Genomic DNA, 16,782 nt, shown 5'->3' on the forward strand with positions numbered 1-16,782 from the left:
GAGCCGCTCAAAGGGCATAACGCAGCGATCATGCACCTGTCACTTGAATTGCTTTGTTATATTCATTTTCAGTCTCAATAATGTACATCGCCCAAAGATATAGCGCTCTTGACGTCTTATTCCGATAAACTTGACTATTGAGACCATCAAGTATGCTACTAATATGATTTTTAAAGCTTCTAGATTTTATACTTGGATCTTGAGCTAAAGCATCATAAGCAACGCTAATTTTTTCCATTTTTTTAGCGCAGTTGGCAATAATAATCTTTCTCTCTATAGCAGTACTACGCTGTGCTTTTTCTCCAAAATCAGTAAGTGTTAATGAATCAGTAGAATATATAAGTAAACCAAGCGATTTTGAATCGTATAGTAACTTCTGTTCCCTTTTAGACTTGTTTAAAACATAGTTATTATTAACAGAAACAACGAATTCTTCCAGATCAGAGGGATGCATCTGGGGAGTATATGACAGAGCATTTTTTGCCCGCCTCATCATTGCTGCACTTACATTCGGTATCTCAACATCAGCAAAATCTAACCAGCTTAAAAATGTCTGACCATATGCTTCAAGTGTTTTGTTTGCAAATTTTGTTGATTGAATTTTAGTGTCAATAATATTCGAAAGATCTGATAAATTAATTTCACGGCCTTGAATCTTTCTTAATTCAAGCGTAAATGAGTGTTTCTCCAATTTATCGTGAATATAGTCTTGGAAATAGTTTTTGTTGATATCAGAATTATCGACCCTTACTGAATATATTCCTTCTTTATAATTGACTAGCCCTATACTTCGCAGCTCTCTTAGCTTATTTAAAGCCGCCCCCTCTGCGCCTGAACTTGTATTCTTATCCATAAACTCTTCAATGCTAAGGTTTTCTCCATGAGCAAATGCTAGAAATGCTTCATAAACCGAATTTACGGGTTGCCTTATTAAATACGTCTCTCCAATAGGGGGGATTTTATCTTGCACAAGATAATCTCTAAATATGTCCCAATAAATGTTATACTTAGTACCACTTTTAATTACAAAACGTTTGTGTATCAAATGCTGAACGGTTTCGCTCTTTACTACCTCATCAAGCTCAGTTATATCAAGTGCTTGATCATCAAATGCACGCTTTGCGATAAAGCGCAAAGCTTTAACTTCATCCGTACTCAGCTCTTCTAAGTCCGATTGAAAGAGGCTTTCAACGTGGAAATCTTGTTCATATAAATCATCAACCTTAAGACCTTGTGTAACTTTCTTCTTAATATGAATGCAGAGTTTTTTAACTAACCAAGGATATCCTTGAGAGTTATCAACAACCTTTCTTACAAAGTCTATATCAAACTTTTCTGAGATATCCTTTTCAAGCTGTTTGATTATTGACTTACTCTCAGACGAGTCAAACTCATCAAGCGTTATTTTAAATGCATGATCTCGCGATTGCTGCCATAAATGATAAGCTTCATTTTCTATCGGTATATTAACTTCAGATTTCCATGAGAAACCTAAAATGATATTTGACTTTAGGTTATTAATATCCAAAAGAAACTTATAAAAGCTTTTGAACACCCCTTCTTTTCTAAAAACATCTTCAAACTGGTCAAAAATCAATACCAATACCCTTGATTCATTTTCCAACCACTCAGCTAATTCTTGAGAAAGTTTATCGCCAAGAATATCAAAAGCAGATGGGATTTTTATATCTGAGTATTTTTCTGGTATAAATTTCTCTTTTACAGCTTTATTAATAATTAATTCATATGCTAGCGGAAGAAAATTATTTGAATTTGCACTTCTTGAATCAATAACTGAACTCAAATATTTTTTCCTATAATGTTGATTTCTGCAACGCTCTCTCAAATCACTCATTAAGGAGCTTTTCCCCCAGCCCGACTTCCCATCTATATAAAATACACGTTTACCTATCTCATCATTTTTTACGTCATTTAAAAACCCAAATATCTTGTCTTTTTGCCTCTTTCTACCAACAAAGTATTTTAATGATGCAGGCTTATAATCATCCCAACTATCTGAACTTTGAATTTCAGTTACAGTTTCCATATCTGGAATTTCAAGGTTCCTAGAAACGATTTCATTTTTTTCATTCGACAGGGGTCTCGGCTGGTAAACTTCGAGAGATTGTATTTCGTCGATATAATCTTGAATTTCGTGAACCAAGGCATCGTCTTCAAGCCCAGATAAGTCATTCCCGTGTAAAACAGAAAAGTGTGTAGGAACGGTTCCGGAAGATAGAATTGGAACCCAGTAAATACCTTTGTAACTGTAAAGAAGGATTACTTTAGAAACATTAAGTGTCTTTTCATTTAGAACAAAATCGGCTACTGAACCAGAAGCAACAAGTAGTTCGATTACTTTTTCAGCGTTCCAGAAATAAAGATTTTTATATCTATCGTCAGCTTGAATTTCTTTAATTAACCCACCAACTTGTCGTTCAAAGCTTCGCGTATATAAAAAATACCCGAAATCAAACTTGTCAAAACTAGCGCTAAATACAAATTTTTTAATTTCGTCACTGCTGAGGCTTTGTTTAGCTTTGCACTCTACCAAGCACCGTTCATTAGAACGATCCATGTGCTCACAATGAAGGTCAAACTCTCTACCAGTAAACTGAATATTACCAGAAACTTTGTACCTTTGTGTAGTAAATATGGTGTTCGCGAGTTTTTCAAAAAACGCGCCTCTTTCATGGCCTTTATTCTCTTCTGTAGGCCAAATTACAATTTCTTTTAACATTTCATGTCCATATTTAATATGCCTTAAAAAATATAGTGCCCAAAGCAGCAAGCACCGCTTTTTGGCGTCCGCTGCCTTTGTTTGTTAGTGACAACCTTAGTCACGAAAAAATGACTCTTTGGAGTGAGCATCTGCGGAAGCTTGCCCTTCACAGCTTTCACAGTATTTTCCGTCATTTTGATAATACTCCACTAGATCATCGTCATCTAAGATATTTTGGCACTCTCTCGGAGCTTCTTCAAACTCATGGTTATAGCCGGAGCATTGAACATCCTCAATTAAATGGCGGATGCAATTATCAAAATGATACTTTTGATTACTGGATAGCTTGTCGTATCCATTACCGATAGCGTATTTAGCAATACCAACAACCGTATTTTCATCAGCGCCATTATCTTGTGCAGATGATTCTAAAACTTCTACTTGGTTATCAACTATTTCATTCAGGGCATTTAAGTTCATAAACTCTCCTTTTTATGATGTTGGTCAGACTAGAAAGACCACTAAAATTTAATAATGCGCTCATCGCAGATTTTTGCTGACTTAACGCTTATTTATCTACTTTTAACAAATTACCTAAGGTATTACTATGACTAAGTTTTCTAAACTATAAAGTAGAGTTAAATAAAACAATATGCGCGCGCCGGTCATTTTCATAAATATATAAGAAAAAAGCAGTTTGACCAATCAATTAACTACGATATTTAGCAATTCACAATGTCCGGTTATCGCTCAAACTTGCCTTAAAAATTCTGAGTACTAAATTTGCAACATCCTGAATAAGTGTCGATCACTATATATGCTGTATTAAATACAAAAAAAGATATATTATCGATTTAGAGCTTGTGGGTTTAATTTTTTCAAGTTCAGCCTGTTTGTAACTCAACACGCGAATTCCACCCTTTATGAGAAAAACCCAAATAGGGAACTAAATTACCACACCTACAGCCCTTGCCACACATAACTCTCTATTCCAGATGTGTGATAAACAATTCCAGAGCAACGTGCAAAAGAACAATAAATTTAAAAATCGTTCAAAAAGATAGCAAAAAACACTTGCACACGAACACTGTATAAACTACTGTATATAAGTACTGTATAAACAACCAGTGAGTGAAACTTATGTTACAGCCAATTACCATCAGAACAGTTAAAAGCTATCAACAAGATAATTTAAGCGCATCAGTAAATTTGATTCAGATAGAAGATGAGATCTCTGCAACTTTTGAACTTCTAAAGGTGTTACACCATTACAATAATAAAAACGCATGGACGTTACTGATTGCACCGGATCACGTACCAAGTAAAGCTTTACTTGATTCATGTTCTATTGATACCAGTAAACTATTAGTGATTAGGCAAAAGCATCTGGTTAATTTAGAGTATGTACTAAATTCAGCACTACATAACGGTAACTTTGCAGCGGTGATCACCTGGACAGACATTGTGAAAGACAATCAAATAGCTAACCTGTCATTAAAGTTAGACCAAGCGAGTGCAAAACTATACTGTTTTACTAAAACCCAACAAGCTACAGAGATAGCATTAGCACAATAAGCTGTTAAAATGCCGTTTTTTAATAAAGCGTATTTTAATTATGACCTCACTCACTGACAGTCTTTGCTTATGTGGCAGCGAACAAAGCTATAGCGATTGCTGTGAAAAATTGCACTCAGGCAATATACAAGCAACAAGCCCAGAGCAACTAATGCGCTCTCGCTTTGTTGCTTATGCTTTAAAAAATGCTAAGTATATTTACCAAACTTATGCACAAGAAAAACAAGCAGCAAACCCAATCAAAGAAATTGCTGATTTTGCTAATAGTTGCCGCTTTATAAAATTAGCCGTGATCAGTGCAGACCAGCAAGAATACACTGGTTGTGTTGAATTTTGTGTTAGCTATTTTTATCAAAACTTGTTTTGCCAACTACATGAAAAATCAAGCTTCATAAAAGAAGATGGGCAGTGGCGTTATCTCGATGGTGATATCTTCCCTGTTGCAGATATAAAAATTAGCCGCAATGATGAATGCCCGTGTGGTAGCGGTAAAAAATATAAAAAATGCCACAGCGTATAGCACTTTCTTAGAGTGTAGTTTTTACCGTAAGTATTTTATAAATAATCATAAATTCAAAAAAATCGCGACCCAACGTGGTCTGTCTAAGTGCGATTAACTCTTTGTTGCTTAACCTAAATTTTGGTTAATGTGTTTTCTAACGCATTGATTTAAAGCACTAATATTACTTTTACTCTCCAGCCGAAATTTTCAGGGAAAATAAGGCGAATTTACGCGTCAATAGCATGCCTATTACAAGTAAATTTAACGCAGTTAACATTGAAAAATAGCCGCTGGAGATGGATTTATTATCCGAAGCTCAGATTACTTCCGCCAGTAGAATAACGCGGTAGCAGTTATCGATCCAACTAGGTTACAAACCTCTTGTCATGATTAAATCACTCCTAGATTAAACAAATTTTAATTCTGAAAGGTCAACATGCTCTAGTACTTCACAACAACACCTATAAACAACTAACTCATCCATAAAACATATATATACTGCGTTAGAACCAGCCCCGTAGCATGCTAAGATCTAGTCATATCAAAAAACAATAAAGGAACAAATGTTAAATAAATTTCAAGTATCAAAAAAACACTATAATAAAAACTAGAAAATAAATCGTTATTATTTTTATATTTTTTTAAAATAATTAAAACAAAGCCTAACCTATTGATTTTAATTAAATATATTTATTTAAAACGCATAAAAACAAAACTAAATAATGAAATTAAAACTAATCAATCAGTAATTAGCATTGCAGAAAGTCATATTTAGCGCAATAATGCCACCGGTAGCACTGCAGTGCAAGCATAGATAGGACTTGATTGTGTTAACATTTTTAACAATTAATTTATTTGATTGTTTTGATCTGAACATACAATAATTAGGAACAACCAATGAATAAACGTACGTTATTTAAATATTCTTTGCATGCTTTGGCCATAACAACTGCTATATATGGAAACAGTGCACTTGCTAATGCGTCAGGCTTTGCCGCAACGAATGGTGGTACAACCGGTGGTGCTGGTGGCGATGTTGTTTATGCAACAACTGGAACCCAAATTCACCAGGCTTTATGTAACCGAGCATCAAGTGACACACCAATTATCATCCACGTTGAAGGCACCATAAATCATGACAACACCAGTAAAGTATCTGGAGATAGTTGCAATACTGGGCCAGATCTAATTGAACTAAAAGAAATTAGTAATGTTTCTATTATCGGTGTTGGTAGCGGTGCTCTTTTTGACCAATTAGGCATCCATATTCGTTCATCTTCAAATATCATTATTCAAAATGTTCACGTTAGAAACGTCAAAAAATCAGGCTCCCCCACCTCCAACGGCGGTGATGCGATTGGCATGGAGTCAAACGTCAGAAATATTTGGGTCGATCACGTTACACTTGAGGCCAGTGGTGGCGAAAGTTCAGGATATGATGCTTTGTTCGATATGAAGAGTAATACCAAATACGTGACATTATCTTACAGTATTTTGCGCAACTCTGGACGCGGTGGTCTCGTTGGCTCAAGTGATAGTGACAATACTAACGGCCCTGTTACTTTTCATCACAATTACTATGAAAATATTAATTCTCGCACGCCTTTACTAAGACACGCGACAGCGCATGCTTACAACAACTACTACTATGGACTCGTGTCATCGGGCATGAATCCACGAATTGGCGGTAAAATGCGCGCCGAAAACAACTACTTTAAAAATTCCAAAGATCCACTCGGTACTTTTTATACAAATGATATGGGTTACTGGCAAGTCAGTGGCAATGTTTGGGATAATATCGATTGGTCTGAACAAGAAAACAAGCTTCACCCAGCAGGCCCTAATCCGACCTCAACCACAACAATCAACATTCCTTATAACTATCAACTTGATAATGCACAGTGTATACCCAACATCATTGCAGCAACGGCTGGCGCGAACAAAGGCTTGCAAACATCGAATGGCCAATGTGGCTCGACTACCCCAACTGATCCAACACCGGATCCAGATCCAATACCTGAGCCAACGCCATCAGGGGAAAATCTTGCTATCAGTGCCGGTGTTGATGGCAGTTCTAAAGCCAGTGGCTCGAGTTATGGCAATGTGAACGACGGCGATATGTCAACTTACTGGTCACCGTCAGCTACCACGGGCACGATCAATATTAAAAACCTTAACACCACCATAAATGCGATTAAAATAATTGAAACCCCAGCCAGTAAAGGAAGCATTACAGCTTGGTCTTTAGTGAACTACGATACAGGTGTAACACTTACTAACGGTGGTGCTGTGCCAAATGTAATCACTTTTTCTAACACTAACTTATCCAAAGTAAGTTTTGTGATTCATTCCGCCAATGGCGTACCGCAAATTGCAGAGTTTGAAGTCTACAATGGTTATACCGACGGCAATAATGGCAACCCAACCAATACACAAGTCAATGGTACTTACCGCATTACCCCAAAACACAGTGGTGCATCATTAGATATTGCTAACTGTCAAAGTGAAGATGGGGCAAATGTTAGGCAGTGGTCTTGGCTTAATAATGATTGCCAAAAATTTAATATTTCAACAGTCGATGGGGTGTGGCATCGTATTTCACCAGTCAATGCTCCTTCTAAAGGGTTAGAGGTCTATACGCATTCAACTACAGCGGGTGAAAATATCAATATCTGGACATACACAGGGAGCTATAACCAGCAGTTTCGTTTGCAAAGTGCCGGCTCTGGTAAGTGGCGTATCATCAACCGAAATAGTGAGTTGTGCTTAGACGTCGCAGGCAGCAAAACTGCCGATGATGCTAATATTCTGCAATGGACATGTACCTCAGGAGCAGAAAATCAAATGTTTGAGTTAACCAGACAATAACTAACATTTACTGTGAAGGGCTTTGTTAAGCTCTTCATTATTAACCGTGTTCAGTCAGCGCCTCACGGGTAAAGCGTTGTTTATGTAGTCTATAGATAGTCGATATATTAATAACAATTACAGTCGCTTCCAATAACACGCCGCCAATAGATCCAACAATTATATTATTTGCCAACCATAGGCACGATCCTGCAAACAGCAAAACACGCATTTTGATGCCCGTTAAGCAAAATAGTGCAAAACAACCCAAACAAGCGGCAACAATCGCAAGGTAATCCGTCCATTGCTGGGCTGTTAGATAACCGATAACCACGGTTAAAATAATAAAAATGGCTGCTATCCACAACGATTTTACCCGCATTGATACGGCTGTACGCCCCGCTGAAAATAAACAGCACAATGATGAAGTGATAGCATTGAGTAAATAAAAGTGCAGTGCATGATTTAGATTCATCACCACCATCATTATTTTTAAACGACGATCATCCTTTTGATAAAAGCACACCAAAGCTAAAACAAAGCTGAGTAAACCAAACCCTTGGGCAATCCAACTATCAGCCACCAGCACTACACCTCTCTAAAATAAATATCTCAACCGCTATTGTGGTTAATATACAATCAAACATCTACACGCTATTACAGATTATTTTCAATCATGGTTTTAATGATCCGCGCTTTAACAAAGTGATCTAATTGGTGGGTTTGTATCCACCATGTCGCAGCTTCCATAAGTAATTCTGGATCATCATTTTTGTTGGCAAAAAAAGCATAAAACGACAGCCCAACATTATCTCCCTTCGCCGCTATTTTTTTGTCGCAAACTTGAATGATCTTAGTCCTTAATTCGTCGCGCATTACGGTGTTACCTCACTTCACTTTTTAAACTGCATTGCATTTCAATAAGTTGGTGTTCGCCAACTATTTCAACATCTTTAATATATTTAAAACCATAACTTTCGTAATAGCCTTGCAGATAGGCATGTGCATGAATTTCAATGATCTCAAGGCCAATTTTACCAGCATGTGATAACAAGGCATTAATAACCAATTTAGCAATGCCGGATCCTCGGTATTGCTTTAACACTGCAATCCTTGCCATAACGCCACACCGTCGATTACGTTTCACTAACCGCGCAGTAGCGACTAAAGCACCGCCATCTGTTACCACCACATGCACAGCTCGTTCGTCGAAACCGTCTAAATCTAACTGCTTAGGAATACTTTGTTCGATCACAAATACCTGGTGGCGAATAGCATGCGCTTGCGCAATCAGTTCAGGGCTAGTGCCTAGCGTAACATCCATTTATTGTGACCTCTTAAACATAATCAACGAGCTAATTTTACTGTAATTGTTGTAGTAGCTGAGCTATTTCAGCCTTCAGCGCTTTATCAGGAATTTTATTTGCGCTAACCTGCGCAGCTTGTAAACTTACGATAGCAGCTTCGGTTTGCCCTAGTTCAACATGCATAGTTGCCATCGCATAACCAATTGACGACATATAGTCTTTAGCATTAATAGCTGTCGCTTTAGCTAATGCTTTTTCATAGATCAACAACGCATCGGCAAACTCATCGGTAAAATCAGCGAGCGTTTCCCACTGTACAGGATGATCTTTCTCAGTATTTTCATGCTCAATACACAGTGCTTTTAGCTGCCCATAGAGTGAATCGAACGTGACTTGATCTTGCTGCTGTGCAGCATTCATTAGCTCACCGGCTAAGTTCAATACTGATTTATACAGTTTTGTATTCATTATTCTTTCATTACCTTTTGTTAGAAATTACAGCCAAATTAACTATCTTGCATGGCTAAGAACAACAACTCAAAGCGAAACGAAAGAAAATACAAGGCCGAGAGCGTACTATTCTAATACACTCGAGACTAAAATGATTCATTCTAAAGCGTATCAAGCCTAAGGCGGGGAAAAAATCTCAGCTCAAATCAGGTGATAACCCCCCTGTTACAAGTTATCACCTCAGCCAAATTTTTATTGTTTCAAGGCTAACTCTCAGTTTTTGCTGTATCTTTACCACTTGCATGAATAAAATACAGCGCAATACCCAAACATATTACAGCGCCAATACGACTTGGCGAAAAAGCAATCACATCGTTACCAAGCCAACCAAAATTATCAATTAACATACTCATAAATAATTGACCGAATATTACCGCAACCGTTGCGACTGCGGTGCCAATTCGCTGCACAGCAAACACCATTATCACGATATAGGGTACTCCACACATTGCCCCTAATAATTGCCACTTTGGCACATCCAACAGGGTTAGCGCATGCCTAGGTTCAAAATAAAAGATAAGTAACCCGGTGATCAACGCACCCACCGAAAAGGTTAAAAATGCGCAGCGAAAAACACCTACTTTACTTCCTAATTGGCCATTAATGGCAGCCTGAATACTCAAGGTTGCACCACCAATCACCGCCAGAATTATCATAATTATAGTCATTAGCGTCCCCTAACCTTGTGCCATCAGAATTAATGCAATGACAATAAAAAATAGTGCCATAAGCCGTTTACGGTCAATCTGGCGATGTTGACTACCAAATAAACCATAATGATCTATCAGCAAACTTTTCGCTATTTGTCCCATCAAGATACTGATCATCGTCATAGCAATACCTATCACAGGTGCTGTGAACGTCAATATAACGACATAAACAGGCCCCAACACGCCACCTAACAATGTCCATGATGGTTGTTTGAAAAAAGATGGGCTATTCCGAGGACTAAAAAATAGCATCAACATAAAGGTAAGAGCAGCACCAACACCAAACACACTAAATGTGGCCCATAATTCTCCAACCTCACCACCTAAAGGGCCCAATAAGCCTGCTTCTACAGACAGCCCCATTCCTCCCATAACGACAATTAAAATCAAAATAAACTGCATGCAAATCTCCTATTAATAAGGAATAAATAATAAGCTAGAGCTTTAACGCGAAAAATGGGATTATATAAGAAACACTTTTGCAGGATTTGCACAAATGAATGATTTCAGTTCGATCAATATCAGAGCGTTAAAATTTTTTATCGCCGTGTATAAATGTAAAAGCTTTTCTGTTGTTGCTCGACATGAAAATGTATCGCCTTCTATGGTCTCTAGAGTAATTTTGCAACTTGAAGATGCCCTTGGTCAGCAACTTTTTTACCGTAACACAAGAGCAATAATGCCAACCGAAGCGGGCCGAATTTTTCATGATTATGCGCGCTCAATGACCGAGCAACTCAACGAAGTACGTAACGAGCTGCAAGATAGAGCAACTCAACCCAAAGGGTTAATAAGAATTAATGCGCCGGTTTTTTTCGGACAAAAACACATAGCGCCTTGGCTTGGTGAGTTTTTAAATCGCTATCCGAAAATTCAAGTAGAGTTGACTCAAACCGATGATTTTATCGATCCGCATATTGATGCCGCTGACGTGATTTTTCGTATCGGATCTCTTGCAGATTCATCGTTACATGCTAAAACATTAGGACTGCAAACTTATCATTTAGCCGCATCCCCTGCTTATCTGAAAAAATATGGCACACCAAAAGTACCGGCTGATCTTAGTCAGCATCAGGGCTTAATTTATAGCGGTTCATCGGGGCAAAATCGTTGGTTATTCAAAATTAATTCGTCATGGCAGCAGCAAAGTGTAATACCGACTTTAGTATCTAACAACGCTGAAACGCTGTTTATCGGGGCTTTGAACGACATGGGAATTGTATTATTCCCTGATTGGTTAATTGGTGAAAGCTTAAAAACAGGCGCTCTTGTTTCACTCTTAAGTGAATTTGCGCCAACAATAAAAACAGGACCACAAAACATTACTGCAATTTACCCTAATACACGACAACCACCGTTAAATGTTCGAGTATGTATTGATTACTTTAGTGAAGTTTATGGCAACCCGCCGTACTGGAAATACCAAAATTAAGTATCTGCGTTATGCTCTAACGGGTGCAAACAGACCAATAGTGATACCTAAAAAAACACACCCGCTCAGCACACAATTGCATGTAGCTAAGTGACGCAGTTACTCACTGATTTTTTGGTGAATAATTTAGTCTGAGGGTAGATTTATACACTACAACTAGGGGTATACTGGAAATAGGTTTTCAATTGTGGAAAATAGTATGCTCCCAACAACACACCCTATTTTTTGGCGCGACCCCGAGTTACCATTTGTAGAGCTGCGCCAAGTATTAGATGGCCGCAAAGTCACTTATGCTCCCCACTCCCACCAGCAATGGTCAATTGGCGCAATTTTAGCGGGGCAAAGTGAATTCATTTGTGAAGATCGTCTACATCAAGTAACACATGGTAATTTAGTATTAATGAACCCTGATGAAGTCCACGCCTGTAATCCAAAGCAAAACTCAGTGTGGGCTTATTACATGATGCATATAGATAAAAATTGGTTAGCAGCGTTATTGTTCGAGTCTGGCGTCACAAAGCAACAAAACTGGCAAGGAAGTCGCTTGGATACAGTGCTACTACCACAGCTTTATCAGGACTTTGTTATCTTGTGCCAAAACCTAATGACAAATACGTTTACCGCAGCACAAAAGCGCACGTTGCTAAGTAGTTACTTCGTGCAATTATTTACGTACCTTGATTGCGTTGAGCCATTACACGAGCAAACGTTATTACCTGCAAATAAGCTATATCAAGTAGCGAACTACCTGAATGAGCACTGTTTTGAAGACCAATCAATTAATGCAATCAGTAAACTTTTTGGCTTTAGCAGCAGTTATTTAGTGCGCGCTTTTAAACGTCATTTTAATATGACTCCGCACGCTTATCGGTTAAATCGTCGTATTCAATTAGGTCAGCAAGCACTAAAACAAGGCCAGCCAATAGCAAGTATCGCTCACAGTGCAGGCTTTAGTGATCAAGCGCATTTTCAGCGGGTCTTTAAACAACGCGTAGCGGCAACTCCCGAGCAATATCGCCGTACTTTATCACTGTAAATTAAAACCACTAAATCAATAATAAAAAGCAGCTGCCAGCCAGTAATAGTGCAAGAATTTTATTCATCACTCGCATTTTAGCTGGGCTTTGAAAATGCTGCCCGAGCCGTATACCTAGCCAAACCCAACAGCCAAGTGATAACCAACAAATAGGTAAATATAAACTTGCAAAAGTAACCAGTTCAAATCCTTGCGCCCCTGGACTATATGCTGCAATGCCTGATAAAGAAGCCAACCACGCTTTAGGGTTAAGCCATTGCATGATCACACCTGTCATAAAGGTAGGGGCATTTTGCTTAGCGTCAGCTGTGAGGCCGCCATCATCGATAAATAATTGATAACTGAGATAAAGTAAAAAAGCGATACCGAGCCACTGTAATACACCAGTGATCCAGGCTAATTGCGCAATGAGATAATGCAAACTAAAACCAATAAACAAAAATAATGCAATGAAACCAAAGGTAGCACCAGTCACAAATATTAAGCCTCTTTTTGCCCCATATCGCGCACTACTACTTAACGAAACAAGGTTAACTGGCCCGGGTGATATAGACGCCGCCAAGGCAAATAGTGCCATTGAGATGATCACTGATAAAGTCATAACGTATACTTAGGTTATTTAAAGTGGCGTTTATTATCTGTTGTTGCAATAAGCCATGTATTGAACAAAATTGACCTTGTTGTAAATAAAATAGCATCTGACAAATTACCCCTGCAAAAACACAGCTGCACTAAAAACAATCGGTGATACACTAGAATTAGTCCATCTTACAAATTAGCGAACCATGAAAGAATGTAATCAATGTGGTAAATGCTGTATTAAATACGGTGGTGGCGATCTGAGCGCCACGCAAGAAGAGATTGATCTATGGGAGATATTTAACCCCGAAATCTTTGAGTTCGTTAAAAATAACCAAATATGGCACGACCCACAATCGGGAGTAAAACTAAGCCAATGCCCTTTTCTTGAAATAGCACCAAAAATAAATCCCCTCGCCGCAAATAAATATACCTGCAGTATTTATTTAGACCGCCCTGAAGATTGCCGCCACTATCCTAGCCTTATCACCGAAATGGTAAGAGACGAATGCGAAATGATTGAAGTAATCGATTTAGATAACTATAAAAAAGCACAAAGAAAACTTGATCTATTAATGCAAGACAGTCGCCCTGGCGGCTATACAGAATAAAACAGAGCTTAGCTTTGAGTGAGCTCCTAGCCATTAGACTAAAGACTTAGCACCCAGTAATTCATTAATGCGTGCCGTATAACTGGCTTTTTTAAAGCAATAAACAACAAATATGAAAATAAGGTATTGATTATTAACAATAGAAATTAACTTTTGAATATTTTCTTCTCTGCTGGCTATACCTGCGCCAAGCTACTTTAATCCGTCATGCTCGACCTTTGCCTAATCGTAATTGATAAACCTCTACTTTATTCTATCGATTCAATATTCATTGCTTTATACAAGCTGTTTTTTTATTTTGAGTTAGCAACAATGTTGCAGGAGAATTCATGACAACCACGCCAAAAGATGACACGTCATCCCAAGCTGAGCAGGTAAGCGATACTCAAACCGTTTCCGATAGCTATAAAAATCTTCATAAACCAAGCTCTGAGTTTGCCAGTCGAGACGATTATCTCGAGCATGAACTGCAAATTATGCAGCCAAAGCGCTGGCGTCCTAACTTGCCTTTTCGGGATTACCGCTTCGAATTTGAAGACACAATTCCCGCGATGGCAGGGACAATTGGTAAAGTTGTTATGGTAGGCGCTATTGCCGCCACCTTTGCCGCACCGCTTGGTTTAAGTGACGCCTTTGTGTTAGAAAACGTACGCTATGAGTTACTCATAGTGGCTATTTTTATCATCTTGTTTTCAGGTTTTATTTTACCCACTGCTAACTTAGCGGGAACCCACGGACCACTCATTCCATTAATTCCCATTGTTGTTGCGGCAGGCGGACACCCAATGGCATTCGGGCTACTCATTGGCGCCTTAGGGTTACTGCTTGCCATCAGTAAAGGCGGCAGTTTGTTGGCACGACTAACCAGTAAAGGGGTGTGCGGCGGATTATTACTTTACTTAGGATTCATAGGCACTATATCGCAAGTAAAGAAACTGTTTGCATGGGCTGAACAAATTCAAATGACCCACATTGCCTTCATCGTTATTTTGGCCACTATTTTACTGTACGCGCTACTCGAACATTTTAAAAAACGTTGGTTAGCTGTGCCGCTCAGCTGCCTTATTGGTGGTTTAACGGCCTTTGCCTTAGGTGCGCCGTTTGAATTTAAAACCGCCCCCGGGTTACCAAATATGAACCCTATGTATTGGTGGGGTGAAAACACCGGTTGGATGTTAGGTTTGCCGACTCTTGAAAGCTTTGTAGTCGTATTGCCCTTTGCCATACTGGCAGTGGCCATGTGGTCGCCAGACTTTTTAGGCCATCAAGTATTCCAAAAGATCAGCTACCCAAAACGTACTGAAAAAGTGCAAATGAACATTGACGATACTATGCTCAGTGCATCAGTTAGGCAAACCTTTGGCTCTATTTTAGGTGGGTCTAACTTCACCTCATCATGGGGCACGTATATTGTGCCTGCCGCGATTGCTAAGCGCCCTATTCCAGCGGGTGCAATTTTAACCGCACTTTTTTGTGTAATTGCAGGTATATGGGGTTATCCAATGGATCTCGCCATTTGGCAACCGGTACTGTGTGTAGCGTTAATAGTGGGTGTATTTATCCCACTGCTTGAGGCGGGTATGGAAATGACTCGCGAAGGTAAAACCACGCAATCAGCAGCTATTGTGGTATTTGCTTCAACGTTAGTAAACCCAGCGTTTGGCTGGTCACTGACCATGCTGCTCGATAACTTAGGCTTAATTGGCTGTAAAGAGCGCAGCTCTGAGCTGACCCATATGAGTCGCTGGATCATTCCGCTGTTTATGTTTGTATTATTGACCAGTGTTATGGCCATGGTGGGCATGCTGCCAGGTATTCCAGCGTTGCTAGAAAACTTTAGGCACTAATACAAAAAGGGGGGAAGCCAGTACAGCGCTCCCCCCTTTTTAATAACCGTGACTTCGTTTTATTCGTCTTGCAACGCCATAGCAGCAAGTTTCATGGTACTTGCAAATGATTCTGCGCCTGCGATAAACAAGCCATTGTGGCAAAACATTGCGTCATCAATGCCCGTTTGCGCTTGAAATGCAGCATCTGATAAACCAGCCCATGCTTTTGGTAGTGACTTTCTGTCTTCAAATGAACCCGGTTCAACAGGCACCGTTTGCAAAATCCATTTGCCTGAATGCGATGGATAAACCATGTATAACGCTTCTTGCGATAAAGCATGCACGGTTTTTTTCCACGGCGTGTATTGCTCTAATACAATCACTCTTGCATCATCTGCGTTATCAATCGCTTTAGCGACGATTGCTTTAGCATTAATGCCGCCACTGGCTGCTGCAATAAAACGTGTTAAAACACGCGATGCAAATTCAACCGCCTCATCAAAACAACGATCAAAGTCACTTTCCTCTTGCCATGTTGGGTTAAACATTGAAATTGTTTGGCTAAGACTAATCCCTTTCGATACACCTTCAACATGACCGCAATCAATCGCATCAATGGTCGATACCAAACCAGCATCAACTGCATTCGCAACATCTTGGTCACCCTGACACAGCTCTAAACCATATTTTTGCCAAATTAAACCAAATGATGAGTATGGGATGCCATTTTCACGCTCACCGGCACCGCCACGTTGGTGATGATCAAAACGTCCAGCAGCTGGGTCATATTCGCCGCCAACATCAATCACTATGTCAGCTTGCGCGATTAATTCTAAATCACGGGTACGTATAAGTTTAAAAGTAGGAAGAATATGCCTAAGTGCGGCGATACTAAACACATCATCCGCATGAAAATTACCGTTATGAGTTGCTACTGTTATATCATTCATTTATTTAATATCATTTTAGAAAGGAGTAAGAAGACGGCGAAATTTAAACTGATCCGTTAGCACAAAATAGATAAGTCAAAATTACAAGCACAACAGTATACGCTATCGGCGAGCAGCCCACAAAAACAGTGAACCACTTTGTGGTAATTAATCGTCTAGAGGAAGATAAGCG

At 39.1% G+C, this 16,782-nt stretch carries 17 protein-coding genes; 7 read left to right on the forward strand and 10 right to left on the reverse strand.

What is annotated here, in order from left to right; translation table 11 throughout:
- Window positions 1-28: 28 nt before the first annotated feature.
- Entirely contained in the window at window positions 29-2,740 is a 2,712-nt protein-coding gene (locus tag H5180_RS11055) for a restriction endonuclease (protein ID WP_182758237.1), read from the reverse strand.
- A 96-nt stretch (window positions 2,741-2,836) separates the two neighbouring features.
- A complete protein-coding gene (locus H5180_RS11060; RefSeq protein WP_182758238.1) occupies window positions 2,837-3,202 on the reverse strand; it encodes a hypothetical protein in 366 nt (121 codons plus the stop codon).
- Window positions 3,203-3,862: 660 nt separating this feature from the next.
- Here H5180_RS11060 and H5180_RS11065 point away from each other — a divergent pair.
- The 3 genes from H5180_RS11065 (at window position 3,863) to H5180_RS11075 (ending at window position 7,667) form a co-directional block, all read left to right on the forward strand.
- Window positions 3,863-4,297 carry a SulA-like leucine-rich domain-containing protein gene (locus H5180_RS11065; protein WP_145241055.1) on the forward strand — a complete coding sequence of 145 codons (435 nt, stop codon included), beginning with the start codon at window positions 3,863-3,865 and terminating at the stop codon, window positions 4,295-4,297.
- Between the two features lie 40 nt (window positions 4,298-4,337).
- Entirely contained in the window at window positions 4,338-4,817 is a 480-nt protein-coding gene (locus H5180_RS11070) for a YchJ family protein (protein WP_182734944.1), read from the forward strand.
- 879 nt (window positions 4,818-5,696) lie between these two features.
- Window positions 5,697-7,667 carry an RICIN domain-containing protein gene (locus tag H5180_RS11075; protein ID WP_145241057.1) on the forward strand — a complete coding sequence of 657 codons (1,971 nt, stop codon included), beginning with the start codon at window positions 5,697-5,699 and terminating at the stop codon, window positions 7,665-7,667.
- Between the two features lie 40 nt (window positions 7,668-7,707).
- Here H5180_RS11075 and H5180_RS11080 read toward each other — a convergent pair whose 3' ends face one another.
- The 6 genes from H5180_RS11080 to H5180_RS11105 all read right to left on the reverse strand — a co-directional run bounded on the left by H5180_RS11080 (window position 7,708) and on the right by H5180_RS11105 (window position 10,575).
- A complete protein-coding gene (locus H5180_RS11080; RefSeq protein WP_182758239.1) occupies window positions 7,708-8,229 on the reverse strand; it encodes a YgjV family protein in 522 nt (173 codons plus the stop codon).
- Window positions 8,230-8,303: 74 nt separating this feature from the next.
- Window positions 8,304-8,522 (reverse strand): DUF6500 family protein, encoded by a 219-nt coding sequence (locus tag H5180_RS11085; RefSeq protein ID WP_145241061.1) that lies wholly within the window; start codon window positions 8,520-8,522, stop codon window positions 8,304-8,306.
- A 7-nt stretch (window positions 8,523-8,529) separates the two neighbouring features.
- Window positions 8,530-8,970 carry a GNAT family N-acetyltransferase gene (locus tag H5180_RS11090; RefSeq protein WP_182758240.1) on the reverse strand — a complete coding sequence of 147 codons (441 nt, stop codon included), beginning with the start codon at window positions 8,968-8,970 and terminating at the stop codon, window positions 8,530-8,532.
- A 37-nt stretch (window positions 8,971-9,007) separates the two neighbouring features.
- Complete coding sequence (locus tag H5180_RS11095; RefSeq protein ID WP_182758247.1) at window positions 9,008-9,424, reverse strand: tetratricopeptide repeat protein; 417 nt, start codon at window positions 9,422-9,424, stop codon at window positions 9,008-9,010.
- Between the two features lie 245 nt (window positions 9,425-9,669).
- Complete coding sequence (locus H5180_RS11100; RefSeq protein ID WP_145241067.1) at window positions 9,670-10,131, reverse strand: DMT family transporter; 462 nt, start codon at window positions 10,129-10,131, stop codon at window positions 9,670-9,672.
- Between the two features lie 9 nt (window positions 10,132-10,140).
- Window positions 10,141-10,575, reverse strand: coding sequence for a DMT family transporter (locus tag H5180_RS11105; RefSeq protein WP_145241069.1), 435 nt, complete (start codon window positions 10,573-10,575; stop codon window positions 10,141-10,143).
- 94 nt (window positions 10,576-10,669) lie between these two features.
- Here H5180_RS11105 and H5180_RS11110 point away from each other — a divergent pair, with 94 nt between their 5' ends.
- The gene (locus H5180_RS11110) at window positions 10,670-11,605 is read left to right on the forward strand and encodes a LysR family transcriptional regulator (protein ID WP_149982852.1); all 936 of its coding nucleotides are present in this window, start codon (window positions 10,670-10,672) and stop codon (window positions 11,603-11,605) included.
- A 199-nt stretch (window positions 11,606-11,804) separates the two neighbouring features.
- Window positions 11,805-12,641 carry an AraC family transcriptional regulator gene (locus H5180_RS11115; RefSeq protein WP_145241073.1) on the forward strand — a complete coding sequence of 279 codons (837 nt, stop codon included), beginning with the start codon at window positions 11,805-11,807 and terminating at the stop codon, window positions 12,639-12,641.
- Between the two features lie 10 nt (window positions 12,642-12,651).
- On the opposite strand, the gene H5180_RS11120 is transcribed toward H5180_RS11115, so the two are convergent.
- Window positions 12,652-13,242 (reverse strand): LysE family translocator, encoded by a 591-nt coding sequence (locus tag H5180_RS11120; RefSeq protein WP_182732204.1) that lies wholly within the window; start codon window positions 13,240-13,242, stop codon window positions 12,652-12,654.
- 184 nt (window positions 13,243-13,426) lie between these two features.
- Between H5180_RS11120 and H5180_RS11125 the strand changes: the two genes are divergently transcribed.
- Both H5180_RS11125 and H5180_RS11130 read left to right on the forward strand, forming a co-directional pair.
- The gene (locus H5180_RS11125) at window positions 13,427-13,831 is read left to right on the forward strand and encodes a YkgJ family cysteine cluster protein (protein WP_145241077.1); all 405 of its coding nucleotides are present in this window, start codon (window positions 13,427-13,429) and stop codon (window positions 13,829-13,831) included.
- Window positions 13,832-14,160: 329 nt separating this feature from the next.
- Window positions 14,161-15,678: a DUF3360 family protein gene (locus H5180_RS11130; protein ID WP_145241079.1), complete on the forward strand. Its 1,518-nt coding sequence runs from the start codon at window positions 14,161-14,163 to the stop codon at window positions 15,676-15,678.
- A gap of 59 nt (window positions 15,679-15,737) precedes the next feature.
- Here H5180_RS11130 and H5180_RS11135 read toward each other — a convergent pair whose 3' ends face one another.
- Window positions 15,738-16,610 (reverse strand): MYG1 family protein, encoded by an 873-nt coding sequence (locus tag H5180_RS11135; protein ID WP_182734948.1) that lies wholly within the window; start codon window positions 16,608-16,610, stop codon window positions 15,738-15,740.
- Between the last annotated feature and the right edge of the window lie 172 nt (window positions 16,611-16,782).

The organism is Pseudoalteromonas sp. SR41-4 (assembly GCF_014163985.1).
Classification (GTDB): Bacteria; Pseudomonadota; Gammaproteobacteria; order Enterobacterales; family Alteromonadaceae; genus Pseudoalteromonas; species Pseudoalteromonas rhizosphaerae.